Here is a 15,663-nt window from a genome sequence, read left to right on the forward strand (position 1 = left end):
GTTTAGTTTATTATTAGCACTTTACCTTATTTTATATAATGAAGATGATGAAATAGGAAAAATTAGGATTTATTTAAATAAAAATCAAGTTGTAGAAAATGAGTGATTGGAAGGGAATGAGATGAATAAATACAAAATTTTAGAAAGGGATAGTGTTCGCGTTGCGATTGATATATCTCAACCGCATAGCAATCTAGAAATTAGTCAGTTGGCCGCACAAGGTTTTCGCGTTGTTAGTGAAGGCGTTGATGCTCCGACACCAGAACGTGCAGTGGAGTATTTTAGTTTATCTTTTGGGCGTGAAATCATCTCATTAAGTCTTTATAATTTATTGTTTTTTAGAACAAATGCGTTAAGGCGACTGCCTTACTTAGGGATCAGTTTAATTGCGGGGACTGTGTTTGTTGCAATTGTTGTGGGACTCGCGATGAGTCTTGAAGGTTCGATGGATGGTGGCTCTTCACTGGGGATGCTGATTATACTTGCTTTATTAGGGTTGTGGGGAACAGTGTCATTGTCAGTCGCGCGTTGGAAAAACATTGGGCATCAAGGTTGGTATTATTTGATTGCGGTTATCATTGCGACAATCATCGATGGAATATTGATTGAGTTGGGGGTAGAGATTGGGATCGCTGGTCTAATTCTTGCTCTCTATTTACTGTTTACCCCTGAGAATTATGCTCGTCGTAATATGCCAAGTGGCGGCTCTTCGGGGAACGGCAATACGAACGATAAAACACCACAACAATTTAATGCGTAATGTAGCATAGAAAGTAGCAATGGATAAACAGTGGTTCGCTGTACGTTTTTCTCCAGTAAGTGGACTCTAAACTGAAGACACAAAAAAAGCCCTTACGGGCTTTTTTATCAGTAGCAATCTAAGAACAGGTTAACGTTCCCAGTACGCTTCTTCTAGGCAGTCTTCACGCTCAGGCAGGCCACGCGATAGGCGAGGGGCGTGTTGTGTCAATACTTCGTAGCTGACGCGGTTAGAGTACTGACAGATCTGAGAGAACGATGAGTAGCTCAAAAAATCATCCGCGTGTTTGGCTGAGTTTGGCACGTTTGCTTTATGGTAGCGGTTGGCTGACATGTCATGTAACAGGGCAGACAGCGCAGCATCCCCAGCGCCGTTGGTGTTTTTGATTTCAACCGGACCACCCAAGTAAGGGGCAATGTGAGAATACACACGAACTGGTTTTTCACACGCTGACTTCTTCATTGGACGGCTAAATTCATACTTATTGAATTCGGCAATGCGACCCGGTAACAATGGTAGCGTCGATTCACGTTTAAGTTCATCTTCGGTGTAACCGGCCATGTATAAACCAACAGGCCCTGCAGTGCACAGTACCAAGTCAACCCACTCAAGCGCTTTATCGGCGGCAACCAGTGGATCTTTCTCGCCAGTTAGCGCTTCCGCTTCTTCTTCATTCATCGCCACGCAAGTGACGTGATCTTTCAAAAATTCAATCCACCATTCCTGCTTACCTTCGATCACGTACTTCGTGCCCAGTGTCAGAACAACAGGCACACTGTGTTTTTTCGCGTACTCGATGGCTTTTAGCGCTGAATCCGTCATAGGATCGCCAGGCTTACCACGTACCAAATAAGAAGAAAGAACAAGGGCTGACGCATTTTCAAATGCACATTCTGGTACGAATTCTGGTTTAAGCTGGTTCATTTCACCTTCGTTAATGGCGAAAGTGCGCTCACCGTCTTCGGTGATCAAGGTGTAGCAGCGACCGATAGGACCATCAACAGGTTGCAAGTAATCAAGATCCATACGGCTTGATGTGTTGCACAGATAACGGTAAGCGTAAGAACCAATCTTAAGATCTTGGCTCATGACACCCAGAAGAATCGATTTATCATCTGCCAGCACAGAGTAGTTGTGCAGGGTGTTACCAATGGTGTCACCAGGATATTCATGGCTGATCAGATTGAGCTCTTTGAGCTCTTGGTAGAGCAATTCGGCTTTATCTTCGGCAAGCACTAATGAATGCCCTTTACTCAGGTTATGGCGAGCAAGAAACTCATCATCAATACGCGCTTCGATATCTACGATGGTTTGACCAACACCGACTAAGTGGGTACGAGATAGCGGATTTTCTTGCTGAATTTGAGCAACTAATGGATCGCGGGCATTGACTGGAAAGTAATGCTTGGATTTACGCTGACCAGGGAATTTCATGTCTGAAGGCTATCGGTTAAAGGGGATTTTGTTTCATTGTATCACAGAAATGCGATTTACATCCCACTTCATGACAATAAGATGACATGAGTGAATTGACTGCCGAAATTTTACGCGATAACGACGGTGGAGCCATGTGCGACTTGGTAACTGTCTATTTCACAAACAAAAAAACAGCCGCTTCATCGGCTGTTTCTTTGTCTAAATAGCAAGAGTGTGAAGAGGGCTATGACAGCAGTTTTGGAGCGTGTGCTCTTGTGCCGCCTACGGGACGGTTAACTGAAATTGCGCGTCCCTTTTTCATTCCTTTTTCATAATCGGCGGTCAACGCTTTCATGGCTTCTTGCAGTTGCTTTTTGAAGGTTTCACGGTCGAGGTTTTCAAACTCTTTATCAATGAAATTCGACATGCGTTGGTCGTGGTCGTCATCGGTGGTGAGCACAGGCAACTTTTCTAAGGCGCCTTCTAACCAACCCGCAAGGAAAGAAGAGACACGACGGGTAATCTCAGGATTACTGGTGCCCGATCCTTGGAAGCTGTTACGGAATTGGCCGGTTTGTTGGTTCATCTCGCGATAAACAACGTCAAAAGCGAAAGCGGCAAAAATGGCGCGTTCGGCCATACCGATAAATTCAGCTTGCTTCAATCCCTTATGATTGGTTAGCACGCATTCAACGCCAAAGCGGCGGTTAATGCCACGTATGATCTTCAATATCTGAGGGCTGATGTCAGTAGGCAGCAAGGTGGCTGTTTTGGTTTTGCCCATTTTGATGAATTCAATATCGTCTTTTTCCAGACCATATTTGAGCATTAAACGGTGGGCCATCTTTATGGCTTGGGCGGCTTCATTGACATTCGCCGAGTTACCTAGCTCGAGGCATTTTGCAATTTTCTTCAGCGCCTTTCGCTTCTGTTCAGACATTCGGTCACACCATGGTTGAAAAAGGTCGGATATTTTAACGTGAACATCCCTATAGCACAATTCCCTTTGTAAGGCTGATGTCGCATAATAACACGCGTGTTTCATTGATAAAAAACATGTTATGACATTGTCTTACCAAGAAATAGATGTGCCTTTTGAATACCGACATACCTGCTGGTTTTGCGGGGAGCCGTATTTTGACTCTCATGCCTTTATGGCCGCGCCCAACTATGAGCAGCAAACACTGCCGATTCGAGTGCCTTGTTGTCAGGAGTGTTTTTCGTTATGTAAACCCATGAAAGTCAGTGGATTAGACATTCTGCGGGACAAGGTGAAAGCGCAATTGCACCGTAAATACGAGAAGCACTTACAGATTGGCATTAACTGGACGCAGGAAGAGCTGGAAGACTGCGAGTTTGAAGGTAAGGCGCTTGAAGGTTTCAGGGAAAGCGCATGGGCGATGTACGAAATTGCTAAGGGGCGCGTGAACTACACGGGGTGGCCACTGGTGATTGATGGCCAGCCGGTGACGGCGTTCAGTTGTGCGTTTCATGTGCAGTTTGATGGCGTGACTTACACCAGTTTGCAGCAGGCGATTGAACAACTGGCGAAAGCGTATGCCATCCCTCAGCCGTATCTGGAAGATGTAGTCGAAGTGGTGGGGCGAGATAAGCTGACCTATGCCATTCGGTTTGCCAAAATGACCTATGGCTATTCTGCCCAAGAGCGGGCGGCGAGTGTTGCCAGTCTGCGAGCCTTATTAGCGGAAGAGGCGGCTTTATTTTTGCCGGCGCGCACTCAGCAGGCAGGGATCGACGTTGCATTGCCGGCGATTCAAGAATTTATTCTTCATCGAACCGTCATGCCAGCGCATGCCATTCAGTGGTTATTCAAGTATGGGGTTGTGACGTTGTCACAATTAGCGGCGCAGGAAGATGCGTTTTTTGCACACTTTGGTCAAGATTCAGAGCTGACGGCATTCACCTATTTCAATGCGATGCAAATTTACCTAGAACAGCGTGAAATCGACATGCAGTGGGCACGAGAACAAGACCCAAACCGTGCTTGGTTTGATCAATTGGCCTAGGTGACATTGCTGGGATAAGAAAAAAGGCGCTATAAGCGCCTTTTTTGTGTTTGTTATTCCATTGGATCATCCATGGGGGCAGTGATAACCGTTATTGGTTTTCGCGAGACCACACCATGGTTTTGCCGTTTTTATCGAACGCTAACACGTTATACGGGTCTTTTTGGTCGTTATATTCCATGCCCGGTGACCCCATAGGCATACCGCCTACCGCAAGGCCTTTCATGCGCTTTGGCTGAGATTCAAGAAAGCGGATCACTTCATTGGCCGGCACATGGCCTTCAAACGCATAGCCATTAATTTCAGCCGTGTGACATGAAGCGTATTCAGGACGAATACCCAGCTTAATTTTCAATGGTGTTAGATTTTCTTCGTACACGACATCCAGTTCGATGCCGTTCTCTTCCATGTGTTTTACCCACTCTTTACAGCATCCACAGTACGGTGACTGATAGTTTGTGCCTGTGTATTTAGCGGCATTTGCTGATGCGGTGAAAGTCAGTAGAGCAGCCACAGCCAGTGTTTTTACCAAAGAAGCGTGTTGAGTTAATTTCATCATTATTACCTGTTTATACATTATATATACATTGTTTATATCGACAGATGCATGCGCAACAGAGCGCTTGAATGCATCAAAGGGAATGGCAAACAATCAACAGGTAGTAGGAGGACGGAAAATGAACTCTGTGTATGACAGGCGCTCACCTTCGCGATCATCAAACCCTTGTGTGGGTTTAAACGTTTGGTAAGCCAAGGTGTCAGCTAAAATCGCCATATTCAGGCTATGAGAGTGACATTCGGTATCACTGCAACAGGAATCGCTGGAAGGGTGCGTGGTGTGGTCGTTATCGGTGGCAGACATCGCGGTAAGATCATGCACCATCATAGCCGCGCAGCACTCGGCGGCATCTGGCATGTTCATCATGCAATGTGCACGCAGTTCGGTTGGCATGCTATGGCTGATTGATACAGATGCACTGACGCCAAAAGAGGCTGAAATAATCAGCATCAAGGCGATAACACATTTTGTGATCAATTGCTGTAAGCGCATCCGCGAACCATACATCCTAAACATAACGCTAATTATATCTATCAATGTCACGAAATCACAATCACAAGATGGAAAGAAAATTGCGATAGGTCAAAAAATGACAAGTCTTTGAACCGCCACTGGGATTCTTCCGAAACGGGGCTGTAAAGGCATGAGACCTTGTGTGACGTGGCTTTCAACGTCATAAAGACTGACTTTTTTCTGACAAAAAATCCGGTCGTGTAGGATTTAATAACTACAATTAGAAATTTATAGCTTTTTGGGGTTTTTCGGGATGCAATACACAGAACAGGACCGTCAGGTACTACACGACACATGGATGAGTTACAAAGCGAAGATGCGTGTCACGCAGATTGAAATGGCGAAAAAGTTAGGCATCAGCCAATTGGTCTTTTCAGATATCTTGCGCGGTAGCGTGCCATTGGAACATCGCTTCGTTACGCAGTTCTGTAGTTATATTGGGGTTGATCCCGTGTTAACGCTCCCCTCATTGCGTAATCAGGTCGGGAGTCTGTTGCCAAACCAAGTGACGTTAACAAATACGTATATTGTTGATGGTGATATCAAGAACGTACGCTATAGCGGTAACCAGATTGTGGTGGAATATGTACACAGCGTCGATATGACGACCGCTTAAGTTGAGTCATCGATAATGCAATGGTTCAGCTTAATCACTGAGCAACAAAAAAGCCCTCATAACGAGGGCTTTTTTATGCCTACAGCTTCATCACACCGCTTAACGGCAGGTGAAGGGCGTCGTGATAAGGCTGTTATTGACTGTGATTGTCTATTATTAGCCGTGATTGTCTGCTGCGATTGTGTTATCACTTTGCCACTCCGGCACACATAGATAGAGCAGGGCGGCACAGCAAATGGAGGTCAGTAAATCAGTTGGCCAGTGCATACCCAGCCAAATACGGCTCACACCCACACCAGTAGCCCAAAGAACCAGCACCCCAGCCGGTAAATAGCGCCTTCTGCGTAAGAAAAAACCACCCCAGAACACCACGCACACAGCAGCAAAAATGGTATGCCCAGAAGGCAGTGAATAGTTGGTTTCCCCTAGCCAGTGTTTGATGCGCCATGCGCTAATGTGCTGACTGGCTGCGTGTACCGCATTATCTTTCCCTACTTCATCCATGTGATAGAAATCCTCTGGCGAGGAGACAATGCCGAGCGCTTCCAATTCGTAGGTATAAGGACGAGGGACTTCCGTGAGGTGTTTCAATCCACTTTTGGCGGCAAAGCTTAACACCAGCAAAATGGCAAACTGGATGCCCAGTTTACACACCGTTTTGCGAGGGAGCCTCAACGCCAGTGGGATCGTCATCAGTAACGTTATGGTGATCAAAAAGCCAGGATTACCGGCAGAGAAGGTCAATGATGAAAAGAACATCCCGATAGCATCGGAAGCCGGCGCAGCAAGGTTGGCTTGCGAGTAAAACATCAACACACCCGATAGCAGGGTGGCGAAAACCAGCAGGGCAATCAGGCCTGGGATTTTGGTACTGAAAAAAGAACGTAAAGACATGGCGCTATAACATTGGAAAAAGGGATTTGATGGTAACAAAGTCTAGATGCAGCAACGTAAAATAAATGTCATTTTATACGGCAGCGGATGCAAGAAAACGTCAAAATGTCGAAACGTGTACAATCACTATGCGATTTTTCCCGTTGTAGATGAATATAACAGAGCGATGAAAAAGGATAGACAATGAAGATTGCATTAATCGGCTTGGGTGATATTGCGGCGAAAGCCCATTTACCCGTACTGACTCAAATGCCGGATGTGGAATGGGTGTTCTGTACTCGTCAACCGCAGCGGTTGGCCGAGTTAGCGGCCATGTACCGTATTACCGCGTGCTATACCGACTACCGTGAATTAGTGAATCTAGGGTTAGATGCGGTGATGATCCACAGTGCGACACAGGTGCATGTCGAGATTGCCCAATTCTTCTTGAATCATGGGTTACCCGTGTTTGTTGATAAACCGCTGGCAGATAATTATGCAGATTGCGAACGACTACACGAATTAGCCGCACGTAAACGGTTACCGATCTTTATGGGTTTTAACCGACGGTATATTCCACTCTACCAAACCCACCTTACCGGGATGCGGGGTGAGGAAGGGAATACGCATGACGCTTTACGCGGATTGCGGTGGGAGAAACACCGCCATGACTTGCCGGGAGAAGCGCGTACCTTTGTGTTTGATGACTTTATTCATCCACTCGATAGCATTAACGTTTATGCGTCTATCAAACCGGAAGACATGCAGCTTTCCTACCAGACTGAATCGGTATCCACGGATCAATCTTCGCACCGCATAGCACGCATTGATGTGCAGTGGCAGCAAAATAATGCCCTGTTTCAGGCTTCCATGAACCGCTTACATGGCATAACGAGTGAAACGGTATCTGCACAGTATCCTAATAAAAGTTATCGTTTTGATTCGATGACAGAAGGCGTCTGTTGGCAACACAACCAAGAGCAACGGGTGCGACTGGCCGATTGGACGCCGATGTTGGCTTCAAAAGGGTTTCTTGCCATGGCTGAGCATTGGCTTGAGGTTGTGTCAACGGGGCAGCAGGCACAGTATTTTACGGATCGTAATCTTCATACGCACAGATTGGCTGAATATATCTTACAGCGTATATCAATACGTTAATATGTAAGCGCACAGGCTTATTCTTTTCGTCTGTATTACAGTAAGACGTATTACAGCGAAAATAGGTAAGCCTGTGTTATACCTATCGTAGTAAAAAAGATGTCACTGAGATGTCGAACATTATTGGCACACATTTTCTACCTTTCCTTTTATTTCAGTGTGATAGCGATAATATTGCGTGACGATGAAATTTCTTCGATTGCGATTTTATTAAAATTAATGGTCTGTGATTTTGCTATCTTTTTTTTTGAATCTGCATAGAGAGCCGTTTGTTTCACACGTCGCAAATTATATGAGAAGTCGATTCAACTTGATGAATATAGTCGCGACACCTGCTGTGTTAGTCCATCGCTAAAAGCATAATCAACGATTTGGTCATCGCTGTTTACTCGATAGCGACTCAATGTACTTTTACTCAGCATGGACGATTGTTATGCGTAGTTCCTCCCCTTACTTTGCCGGACAGAAGATCAAAGGCAAAGGTGTCACCAAAGCGATACTCAGCCCTTTACCCATTCACACCAATTTTACGAGTGATTATAACGCCCGTTCGATGTTGAGGAGAAATTATACATTCATTGATGTGGGGGGCGGTGTCGCGAATGTATTACATGGTGTTGCTTCGGGTCGGTACGTCGCTTTTGGTGCGCTGTTGTCATTGCTTCTTTATGCTTTTATTGGGCCGTTCCTACCTGAGGTGCAACGGTATGCCGTAAAAGATATTTATGGCGTGGAGTTTGTTATTAAAGCGGAATATTCAGGTTTTATCATTGGCCTTACTGTGATCTCAATTCCTCTTTTATTCATGTTCGCGGTTGCTGTTTCTGAATTGATAAAAGCGATCAAAGTAGCAAAGGAAAAACCGCCATTTCGTTTTCATCGCCAGCGTCGAGAAGTCGCGATGCCAAAGTGGAATGAGCAATCTAAGCGGTATGAGGTACGTTACTGCCCTTGGGAGTTGGTATGTGCTTGGGTTGAAGATAAAAACGTGGTGACGGAGGGGAATAAAATAGCAAAATCGGTTTTATACATTGGTGATGATAAAAGTGACATGACAGAGGAACAGCTGGGCGTGTCTAAGGCGATTCTTACGTTGGACAAAGAAAGCGCGGTGATGGAGTGGGAAGCGATTCGTCGTTTTATGGAAGAGGGGATAAGTCATGATGGTGAGCTATTTGATCAGTCCAAAAAAATGACGATGCGTCGTGTGATTGAGGATTACTGTGTAACGAAAAAGCTACCCGCCCATGCATTTTCGTTGAGTAAGCGCATGTGGTGGGAAGTGAGCGGTTGGCGCGTTGCGGTGATTTTTTATAATGTCACGAGGATGTTTGAACAGAAACACGCTTTCCGTGATCCTACCTTTGAAGCATGGAGTAAGCCGATTAATGAAAATGAATGGCAAAAACCGAGTGCGGCATTGACGAAATATAACACGTGGCTGAAGCGCAATGAGTATAAGAAAGGGTTGAATATACTTAACCTCGGGGATGTGAAAGATAAATATTCACTATAAAAATGATGACGTGACTGTTGAATGTTTCGCGGAACATTCAACAGTGAATGCACACGGTGATGTGCTTTTCGTTGCAAAAGTAAGCGGTAAGTGCGTGTAAACGGTGCATACTATGTGATTGGCCGATTGCCTTTTTTGCCGATTAAATTTTAAACACAACACCTTAATAATTGTTTGTGCACGAATGAATTGCTGTTTGTGTGCATTATAACTGTTAACAATTGTAACTTCCTATAATCACACTAAAATTCGTGTGTTTAGACAGCGATAAATCACTAACCATCAATAAAATAAGCAATATTTCTCTGGAAAGATGCTTTTTGAGCTGCTAAGGTGCCGCCCCTCACACAAACCGTGAGATGATTATGCTGACTAAAACACCGAAAGGTGCTGACAAAACTGTTTCTACTCTAACGATTGGCTTTTTTAGCCTGTTCCTGTTTTTCTCCCTCTATGATATGGCGCATGTGCGGCAGCTCATTGATACGGCTTTTGCGATGGCGACGGATACGTTTGGTCCATTCTGGCAATGGTTGATGGTGTTGAATGCAGTGATTGCGATTGTGATCGCCGTCAGTCGCTATGGTAAACAGCGGTTAGGTTCTCGCACGACACCGGATATTGGTACATTTCGTTGGTTAGCGATGATAATGTGTACCTTGTTAGCGGGTGGCGGGGTGTTTTGGTCAGCGGCTGAACCGATTTATCACTTCATGACATTACCACCAAGCTTCGCAGGCATTGAATCGCAAACGGCGGAGGCCGTGGTACCGGCACTTAGCCAAAGTTTCATGCACTGGGGCTTTTTGGCCTGGGCTGCGTTAGGCACGCTGGCAACTATTGTGTTGATGTATGCACACCATCAGGGTGGAGTGAAACTGCGTCCACGCGCGTTGTTGTATCCTTTGGTGGGTAACAAGTTAGAACAGCATTGGATCGGATCGGTGATTGATGCCTGTGCGATCATTGCCGTGGCAGCGGGTACGATTGGGCCGATTGGTTTTTTAGCTTCTCAGCTAGGGTATAGCTTGGAAGTGGTGGCAGGGTTGGAAAACACCACCACAACGCAGTTGGGTATTCTAGCGTTTGTTGTCGCGATTTATTCGTTGTCTGCGTTTACCGGTATGGATAAGGGGCTGCAATGGCTGAGCCGCTTTAACATCATTGGTGCGTTTGCGTTGCTCATGGTTCTGCTCGTGTTTGGCCCGACCGCCTTTATTTTTGAACACTTTGGTCTTGCCTTTGGTGCATACTTGCAACACTTGCCTGAAATGAGTGTGAACACCGATGCCCCTGAATGGAATCAATGGTGGACATGGTTCTTCTGGGGATGGTTCATTGGGTTTGCTCCAATGATGGCGATTTTTATTGCCCGTATCTCTGAAGGCCGTACCATTCGAGAGTTGGTGATCACCGTAGCGATTGCTGCCCCGATTGTGACGAACTTCTGGTTTACCGTATTGGGCGGCACCGGTATTTTCTTTGAGCTGCAAACACCGGGTGTGATTGCAGGGCCATTGGCCGAGTCTGGGCTACCCGCGGTATTGTTGGCCTCTCTGGCGCAGCTACCGTTTAACGAGGTGTTGATCCCGGCCTTTTTGGTGTTGACCACCACGTTCGTTGTGACAACGGGTGATTCCATGGCGTATTCCATTGCGATGGTCGTGTCGGGTGATAATCAGCCAACGAAAACACAGCGTCTGTTTTGGGCGGTTGTGATGGGCTGTATTGCTGCCGTTTTGCTGGTGGCAGGTGATGGCGGTCTGGGTGCGTTGCAATCATTCATTGTAATTACGGCGGTGCCGGTTTCACTATTGATTGCAGCAACGCTGGTGACGGGGCCTTTGGCTGTGTTGCGTATGGAAGCCAAGCGTGAAACTCAGCAGCAAGCACAATCAGACGGTTTAGCGCAGGCGAGTATGCGTTGGTCGTCTGAGAAGGCGGTGAATTCCTCATCGTACTGATCGCATTAGTCGCAAGACCCGTCGTCGTAAGATAAGATGAATAGCAATGGCCCGATACGGTGAGTATCGGGCCATTTTTTTGCGCCTTGAAAACGGACATGAAAATCGTCGATCGTTGTTGATTCGCCATAGAGTAGCCGGCGATTAGTGCTTGATAGCCGTAATATGCCCAAGTATGCCGTTATTTGTCTGCCACGGGCACCATGATGTGCACATACGGGGTATCTTTCCACATCACATAAGGGCCACCGGTGCTGGGATCATCCGTGATGCCGGCAAGCATTTCTTTTGGCACGATGATCATTAAGTGTGGGCCTGTTTCCACATAGTCTTTGGCTTTCTTGGGTTCTTTGTGGAAAGGGTCACTGTTACTGACACCCGCCCCGCGATCCCCCTGTAGCATGTAAGAGATGCCGATCTTGGTCGCGTTGAAATCCTCTTTTTTCATCATTGCAGACAGCATTTCCATCCATACCGCATCGTTACACATTGGCATGCCATCACCGGGGAAGGTATCAGGCAAGCATGTCCAGCCATTGGTGCCTTTGACCACGACTTTCCCATCGACAATGATAGTGGCTTTATGACTGATAGATTCAGGCGCGGCAGAACGCGCGCGACCAATTCGGTCGGTCATGAGTTCGTCAGCGCTAAGTGCTTTACTGCTTGTGGCGCTGTCATCAGCCATAGCGGAAAAAGAGAGCAGGCTGCAAGACAGGGCAACCGCGAGACAGTGTTTTGTTTTACGGGGAGTAACCATGATATTAACTCCAACTGATTAAAATGACATCATGGTGTCATTCACAAGGTCATAGATTATGACTTTATCAGTATAGATGCCGTCGTCGCAGGCGTAAGACAAAGTATGACACATGCGTATGGCGTCCCTTGCCATGAAGGCACAGCAAGGGAATCCGTAAAATGGAGGAGGAAAATCAGCGTTGAAAATTTAAGCCGTGTAAGGCAAGTAACCGGTAAAGCCGCAAATTTTCCAGCCTTGTGGGGTGTGCTTGAGGTAATACAGGGTTTGCCATAGCAGCGTATCGTTTTGGCCGTCTGCGCGTTTGATTTCGCCATTGAATTGTTTACGAGCAATGGCGCGGCCATTTTCAATGATAATGCTTTCTAGCGTCGTTGCCGCATGCACGGCGGCTTCTAGGGGTTCTGCGTACTCGGTGTCTGCGGCTAGCTTGGCTTGTTTTACCCATTCATCCCTGTAATGCGCAATACTCGAAAACGCGAGATCCCAAGCGCCGGGGTCGGCCTGTTTACCTGCATTGACGGCAAAGAATTCGTCTTCGATAAAATCATTTTCGACCTGACGCCAGTCGGCATCGCAATAGGCTTTGATATCACGCGTGACCAGCATTTCCCAAATGGCGGCTCTATCGGGATCAGTAAAAGGGTTTGTTGAGTACATAGTTAGCTTCCGTTCTTGATGATGTCGTTCAATTTTCGAAGGTATCTTTCTATGCCAGAAGATAAACAGGATTGCGATAGATTACTGAAAGAAGAGGAAAATGTGTGAGCCGGATAAATAAAAAAGCCCCAACGACATACAACAGGAAGGGGGTTGTGTGTCGTTGGGGCTCGGTATAATGCTTATTTTGCGAGGCTTGCGATTTCAGCTTTCGCGTTTTCTAGGCCTTTGCTTGCCATCTCTTCACCCATGTTCAGGGCTTCGGCATAGACAAATTGCACATCGGTCATACCGACAAAGCCCAAAATGGTTTTCAGGTAAGGCACCATGGTGTCTGTTGCGCCATCTTTGTGCATGCCACCACGTGTCGTTACGACAATCACTTTCTTACCGGTTAGTAGGCCAACAGGACCGTTCTCTGTGTAGCTGAACGTGACGCCAGCACGCGCGATTAAGTCAAACCAGTTCTTCAATTGTGTTGGGATAGAGAAATTGTACATTGGCGCGCCGATAACAAGGGTGTCGCTGGCGTGAATCTCATCAATCAGTTGGTTAGACAAGTTCAATGCGTCTTGCTGCTTTTGGGTCAGGTTATCGCCACCGCGTAAACCCCCTGCAATTTCACCATCAAGGACGGGTACGGGTGTCGTCGCTAAATCACGCTCAATGATAGATGCGGTTTCTAGGCTATCAACCAGGTGGTCGATCAGGCCGTTAGATTGAGAGTAGTCGCCAAGAATGCTTGATTTAATTACGAGTACGTTTGCCATTGTTTGTGTCCTTAATCTCTGTTTTATACGTTGTCTGTAAGGTATGTACATACTATACGGTGACGTGATGGATCAGGATAGCGGAAAAATCTGGGCTATATATTCGAAAAATTCGAACAAGTTTTTTTCGTTAAACTGAGGAGGGCGAGTTCCCTATATCTAGGAATAAACAGGGTGTTTGCAAAACGATGGGATATTGTCTCGTTGAATTGAACGAGAAGAGAGAGCCTGATGGATAGGAAGGACGAAAAATTCAAACATAATGAAAAAGACAAAAAATAGCCCGAAACGACTCCTGTCTCGGGCTTAGGGGAATGGCTCGTGAGAGCCTTGCGCTAACTGGTTAGTAAATGGAGATCAATTACACTATCAATGGTAGTTCACGCAGCATCATTTGCCAGTTTTAGTAAAGAGAATGTTATTCAACTCTGATACTTAACAAAAAAATACCACGCGGCGCGTAATTATATGGCAGTTACTTGATCTGCTTTATGACCGACTGACCGTACACGTTTTGACGACGATGAGGTTGAGTGCGTGCCGTGCGCATTTACCGTTGTGCGTCAGGCTTAAATATCAAAAAGGTTCGTGTCGCGCACTAATTCTCGCGGCAGACCATTTTTAATACGATTACCCACCCATTTACCGATCCCAATTGGGTAGTCACGGTAGGTCACAATCACTTCGCCTTTACCTGAAAGGTCTTCTGGGCGAATGTCGCGACCCATGAACCATTCTTTCGCTTGTGCCGATGTTAACGCAATCGCAGTGCTTTCATTGCCTTTGGCCAGTGTCATGATGGCCTCGTGCTGCCAGCGATAGCCTTTCTTGTGCTGTTCTGCCAATTTGATGCCAATGCGCTGGAAGCGAATTTCATCCAACAGATTACGCAGCTGAGCAGGGAACAACCAAACTTCTTTATCGCGTAACCAAAGATCGCTACCTGCAGGAATGGCCATGTCGATATCGGCTTTAAAATGCTCTGCGATCGCTTCTGCATCTTTGTCGGATGCGGGTGAGAACGGGAACTTGCCTTTGCGTTTTTTGACCGCAGGGGATTCAACCGCCGCTAATTTGCGAATACGCGCCACGAAGAAGCCTTCGCTGTCGTAAATTTGCGGGTAAACGTGCAAGAAGCCTTCTTCTGTCAGCGCTTTTTCTGCACCATCAAACAGATCCGCCAGCGATTCAAACGCGACCGCCTCACCGAATGTATCTTTCAAGTGTTGGCACACTTTTTGGTTTTCACTCAGGTTTAAGGTGCAGGTTGAGTACACCATCACACCGCCCGGTTTCAAGGCTTGGAAACCGCTGATGATCAAATCACGCTGAACGCTGGCGATATCTTCAACAGACGCCAAGCTCCAGTTTTCCATCGCATCATCATCTTTTCGGATCGCACCTTCGCCAGAGCATGGTGCATCCAGCAAGATAGAGTCGAACGCTTCTGGTGCCCAACCACCAAACACACAACCGTCAAAGTGGGTCAGGGCTGCGTTGTACACACCACAACGTTGTAAGTTGGCGTGCAGTACTTTAATGCGACTCGCCGCCAATTCGTTGGCAACCAGTGCACCACGGTTTTGCATGGCACACGCAATTTGGGTGGTTTTAGAGCCTGGTGCGGAAGCCATGTCTAACACGCAGTTGAGGGCGTCGTTATCTTTTAGCAAGGCCGTCACAGGCATCATGGAACTGGCTTCTTGAATGTAGAACAAGCCCGCCATGTGCTCAGCGGTATTGCCCAGCGACACGGTGTTCTCGTCTTCACGCTCAATCCAAAAGCCGGTATCACACCAAGGCACAGGGGTGAGGGTCCAGTCTTTGTCAGCTACGCGCGCTAGAAAATCGTCAACGCTGATTTTTAAGGTATTCACACGAATACTACGACGCAACGGGGTCTTACAAATCGCAATGAACTCATCTAAATCAAGATGGGCAGGAATGATTTGGCGGATTTGTTCAATGAAAGCGTCGGGGATATGGATATTAGGGTGCAAGGGAATGTCTCGATTATCTAGCAGTGAGCAGAGTTTACCATTTGTGATTCAGGACGTAAAAAGAAAGGAGC

15 protein-coding genes are annotated in these 15,663 nt (G+C 46.6%); 6 read left to right on the plus strand and 9 right to left on the minus strand.

The features are described 5' to 3' along the window. Window positions 1-121: 121 nt before the first annotated feature. Complete coding sequence (locus tag L4C36_RS14355) at window positions 122-760, plus strand: DUF805 domain-containing protein (RefSeq protein ID WP_428478487.1); 639 nt, start codon at window positions 122-124, stop codon at window positions 758-760. 129 nt (window positions 761-889) lie between these two features. Here L4C36_RS14355 and L4C36_RS14360 read toward each other — a convergent pair whose 3' ends face one another. Together L4C36_RS14360 and L4C36_RS14365 are read right to left on the minus strand one after the other, a co-directional pair. Continuing rightward, window positions 890-2,194 (minus strand): inosine/guanosine kinase, encoded by a 1,305-nt coding sequence (locus L4C36_RS14360; protein ID WP_428478488.1) that lies wholly within the window; start codon window positions 2,192-2,194, stop codon window positions 890-892. Between the two features lie 226 nt (window positions 2,195-2,420). Further along, complete coding sequence (locus tag L4C36_RS14365; RefSeq protein ID WP_428478489.1) at window positions 2,421-3,116, minus strand: DUF2786 domain-containing protein; 696 nt, start codon at window positions 3,114-3,116, stop codon at window positions 2,421-2,423. Between the two features lie 121 nt (window positions 3,117-3,237). Between L4C36_RS14365 and L4C36_RS14370 the strand changes: the two genes are divergently transcribed. Beyond that, the gene (locus L4C36_RS14370) at window positions 3,238-4,203 is read left to right on the plus strand and encodes a hypothetical protein (RefSeq protein WP_428478490.1); all 966 of its coding nucleotides are present in this window, start codon (window positions 3,238-3,240) and stop codon (window positions 4,201-4,203) included. Between the two features lie 91 nt (window positions 4,204-4,294). Here L4C36_RS14370 and L4C36_RS14375 read toward each other — a convergent pair whose 3' ends face one another. Continuing rightward, complete coding sequence (locus L4C36_RS14375; protein WP_428478491.1) at window positions 4,295-4,762, minus strand: DUF411 domain-containing protein; 468 nt, start codon at window positions 4,760-4,762, stop codon at window positions 4,295-4,297. A 93-nt stretch (window positions 4,763-4,855) separates the two neighbouring features. Continuing rightward, entirely contained in the window at window positions 4,856-5,254 is a 399-nt protein-coding gene (locus L4C36_RS14380; protein ID WP_428478492.1) for a hypothetical protein, read from the minus strand. A 274-nt stretch (window positions 5,255-5,528) separates the two neighbouring features. On the opposite strand from L4C36_RS14380, the gene L4C36_RS14385 reads away from it, so the two are divergent. Next, the gene (locus L4C36_RS14385) at window positions 5,529-5,891 is read left to right on the plus strand and encodes an XRE family transcriptional regulator (RefSeq protein WP_428478493.1); all 363 of its coding nucleotides are present in this window, start codon (window positions 5,529-5,531) and stop codon (window positions 5,889-5,891) included. 156 nt (window positions 5,892-6,047) lie between these two features. On the opposite strand, the gene L4C36_RS14390 is transcribed toward L4C36_RS14385, so the two are convergent. Continuing rightward, window positions 6,048-6,785 (minus strand): phosphatase PAP2 family protein, encoded by a 738-nt coding sequence (locus tag L4C36_RS14390; RefSeq protein ID WP_428478494.1) that lies wholly within the window; start codon window positions 6,783-6,785, stop codon window positions 6,048-6,050. A gap of 183 nt (window positions 6,786-6,968) precedes the next feature. Between L4C36_RS14390 and L4C36_RS14395 the strand changes: the two genes are divergently transcribed. The 3 genes from L4C36_RS14395 (at window position 6,969) to L4C36_RS14405 (ending at window position 11,402) form a co-directional block, all read left to right on the plus strand. Beyond that, window positions 6,969-7,922 (plus strand): Gfo/Idh/MocA family protein, encoded by a 954-nt coding sequence (locus tag L4C36_RS14395; protein WP_428478495.1) that lies wholly within the window; start codon window positions 6,969-6,971, stop codon window positions 7,920-7,922. 433 nt (window positions 7,923-8,355) lie between these two features. Continuing rightward, window positions 8,356-9,438, plus strand: coding sequence for a hypothetical protein (locus L4C36_RS14400; RefSeq protein WP_428478496.1), 1,083 nt, complete (start codon window positions 8,356-8,358; stop codon window positions 9,436-9,438). Window positions 9,439-9,803: 365 nt separating this feature from the next. Beyond that, a complete protein-coding gene (locus L4C36_RS14405) occupies window positions 9,804-11,402 on the plus strand; it encodes a BCCT family transporter (RefSeq protein ID WP_428478497.1) in 1,599 nt (532 codons plus the stop codon). Window positions 11,403-11,583: 181 nt separating this feature from the next. On the opposite strand, the gene L4C36_RS14410 is transcribed toward L4C36_RS14405, so the two are convergent. From L4C36_RS14410 to rsmF, 4 genes are all read right to left on the minus strand, one after another. Beyond that, on the minus strand, window positions 11,584-12,162 hold the full coding sequence (locus L4C36_RS14410; protein ID WP_428478498.1) for a hypothetical protein: 579 nt from the start codon (window positions 12,160-12,162) through the stop codon (window positions 11,584-11,586). A gap of 189 nt (window positions 12,163-12,351) precedes the next feature. Continuing rightward, window positions 12,352-12,822 (minus strand): hypothetical protein, encoded by a 471-nt coding sequence (locus tag L4C36_RS14415; RefSeq protein ID WP_428478499.1) that lies wholly within the window; start codon window positions 12,820-12,822, stop codon window positions 12,352-12,354. A gap of 182 nt (window positions 12,823-13,004) precedes the next feature. Next, window positions 13,005-13,592: an FMN-dependent NADH-azoreductase gene (locus L4C36_RS14420; protein WP_428478500.1), complete on the minus strand. Its 588-nt coding sequence runs from the start codon at window positions 13,590-13,592 to the stop codon at window positions 13,005-13,007. 569 nt (window positions 13,593-14,161) lie between these two features. After that, window positions 14,162-15,592, minus strand: coding sequence for a 16S rRNA (cytosine(1407)-C(5))-methyltransferase RsmF (gene rsmF, locus L4C36_RS14425; protein WP_428478501.1), 1,431 nt, complete (start codon window positions 15,590-15,592; stop codon window positions 14,162-14,164). Window positions 15,593-15,663 lie beyond the last annotated feature (71 nt).

It is taken from the genome of Photobacterium japonica, assembly GCF_050337005.1.
Lineage (GTDB): Bacteria > Pseudomonadota > Gammaproteobacteria > Enterobacterales > Vibrionaceae > Photobacterium > Photobacterium japonica.

Coding starts and splice junctions, on each gene's coding strand:
- L4C36_RS14355 (WP_428478487.1), top strand. CDS start 122: ATGAATAAATACAAAATTTTAGAAAGGGATAGTGTTCGCGTTGCGATT.
- L4C36_RS14360 (WP_428478488.1), bottom strand. CDS start 2,194: ATGAAATTCCCTGGTCAGCGTAAATCCAAGCATTACTTTCCAGTCAAT.
- L4C36_RS14365 (WP_428478489.1), bottom strand. CDS start 3,116: ATGTCTGAACAGAAGCGAAAGGCGCTGAAGAAAATTGCAAAATGCCTC.
- L4C36_RS14370 (WP_428478490.1), top strand. CDS start 3,238: ATGACATTGTCTTACCAAGAAATAGATGTGCCTTTTGAATACCGACAT.
- L4C36_RS14375 (WP_428478491.1), bottom strand. CDS start 4,762: ATGATGAAATTAACTCAACACGCTTCTTTGGTAAAAACACTGGCTGTG.
- L4C36_RS14380 (WP_428478492.1), bottom strand. CDS start 5,254: ATGCGCTTACAGCAATTGATCACAAAATGTGTTATCGCCTTGATGCTG.
- L4C36_RS14385 (WP_428478493.1), top strand. CDS start 5,529: ATGCAATACACAGAACAGGACCGTCAGGTACTACACGACACATGGATG.
- L4C36_RS14390 (WP_428478494.1), bottom strand. CDS start 6,785: ATGTCTTTACGTTCTTTTTTCAGTACCAAAATCCCAGGCCTGATTGCC.
- L4C36_RS14395 (WP_428478495.1), top strand. CDS start 6,969: ATGAAGATTGCATTAATCGGCTTGGGTGATATTGCGGCGAAAGCCCAT.
- L4C36_RS14400 (WP_428478496.1), top strand. CDS start 8,356: ATGCGTAGTTCCTCCCCTTACTTTGCCGGACAGAAGATCAAAGGCAAA.
- L4C36_RS14405 (WP_428478497.1), top strand. CDS start 9,804: ATGCTGACTAAAACACCGAAAGGTGCTGACAAAACTGTTTCTACTCTA.
- L4C36_RS14410 (WP_428478498.1), bottom strand. CDS start 12,162: ATGGTTACTCCCCGTAAAACAAAACACTGTCTCGCGGTTGCCCTGTCT.
- L4C36_RS14415 (WP_428478499.1), bottom strand. CDS start 12,822: ATGTACTCAACAAACCCTTTTACTGATCCCGATAGAGCCGCCATTTGG.
- L4C36_RS14420 (WP_428478500.1), bottom strand. CDS start 13,592: ATGGCAAACGTACTCGTAATTAAATCAAGCATTCTTGGCGACTACTCT.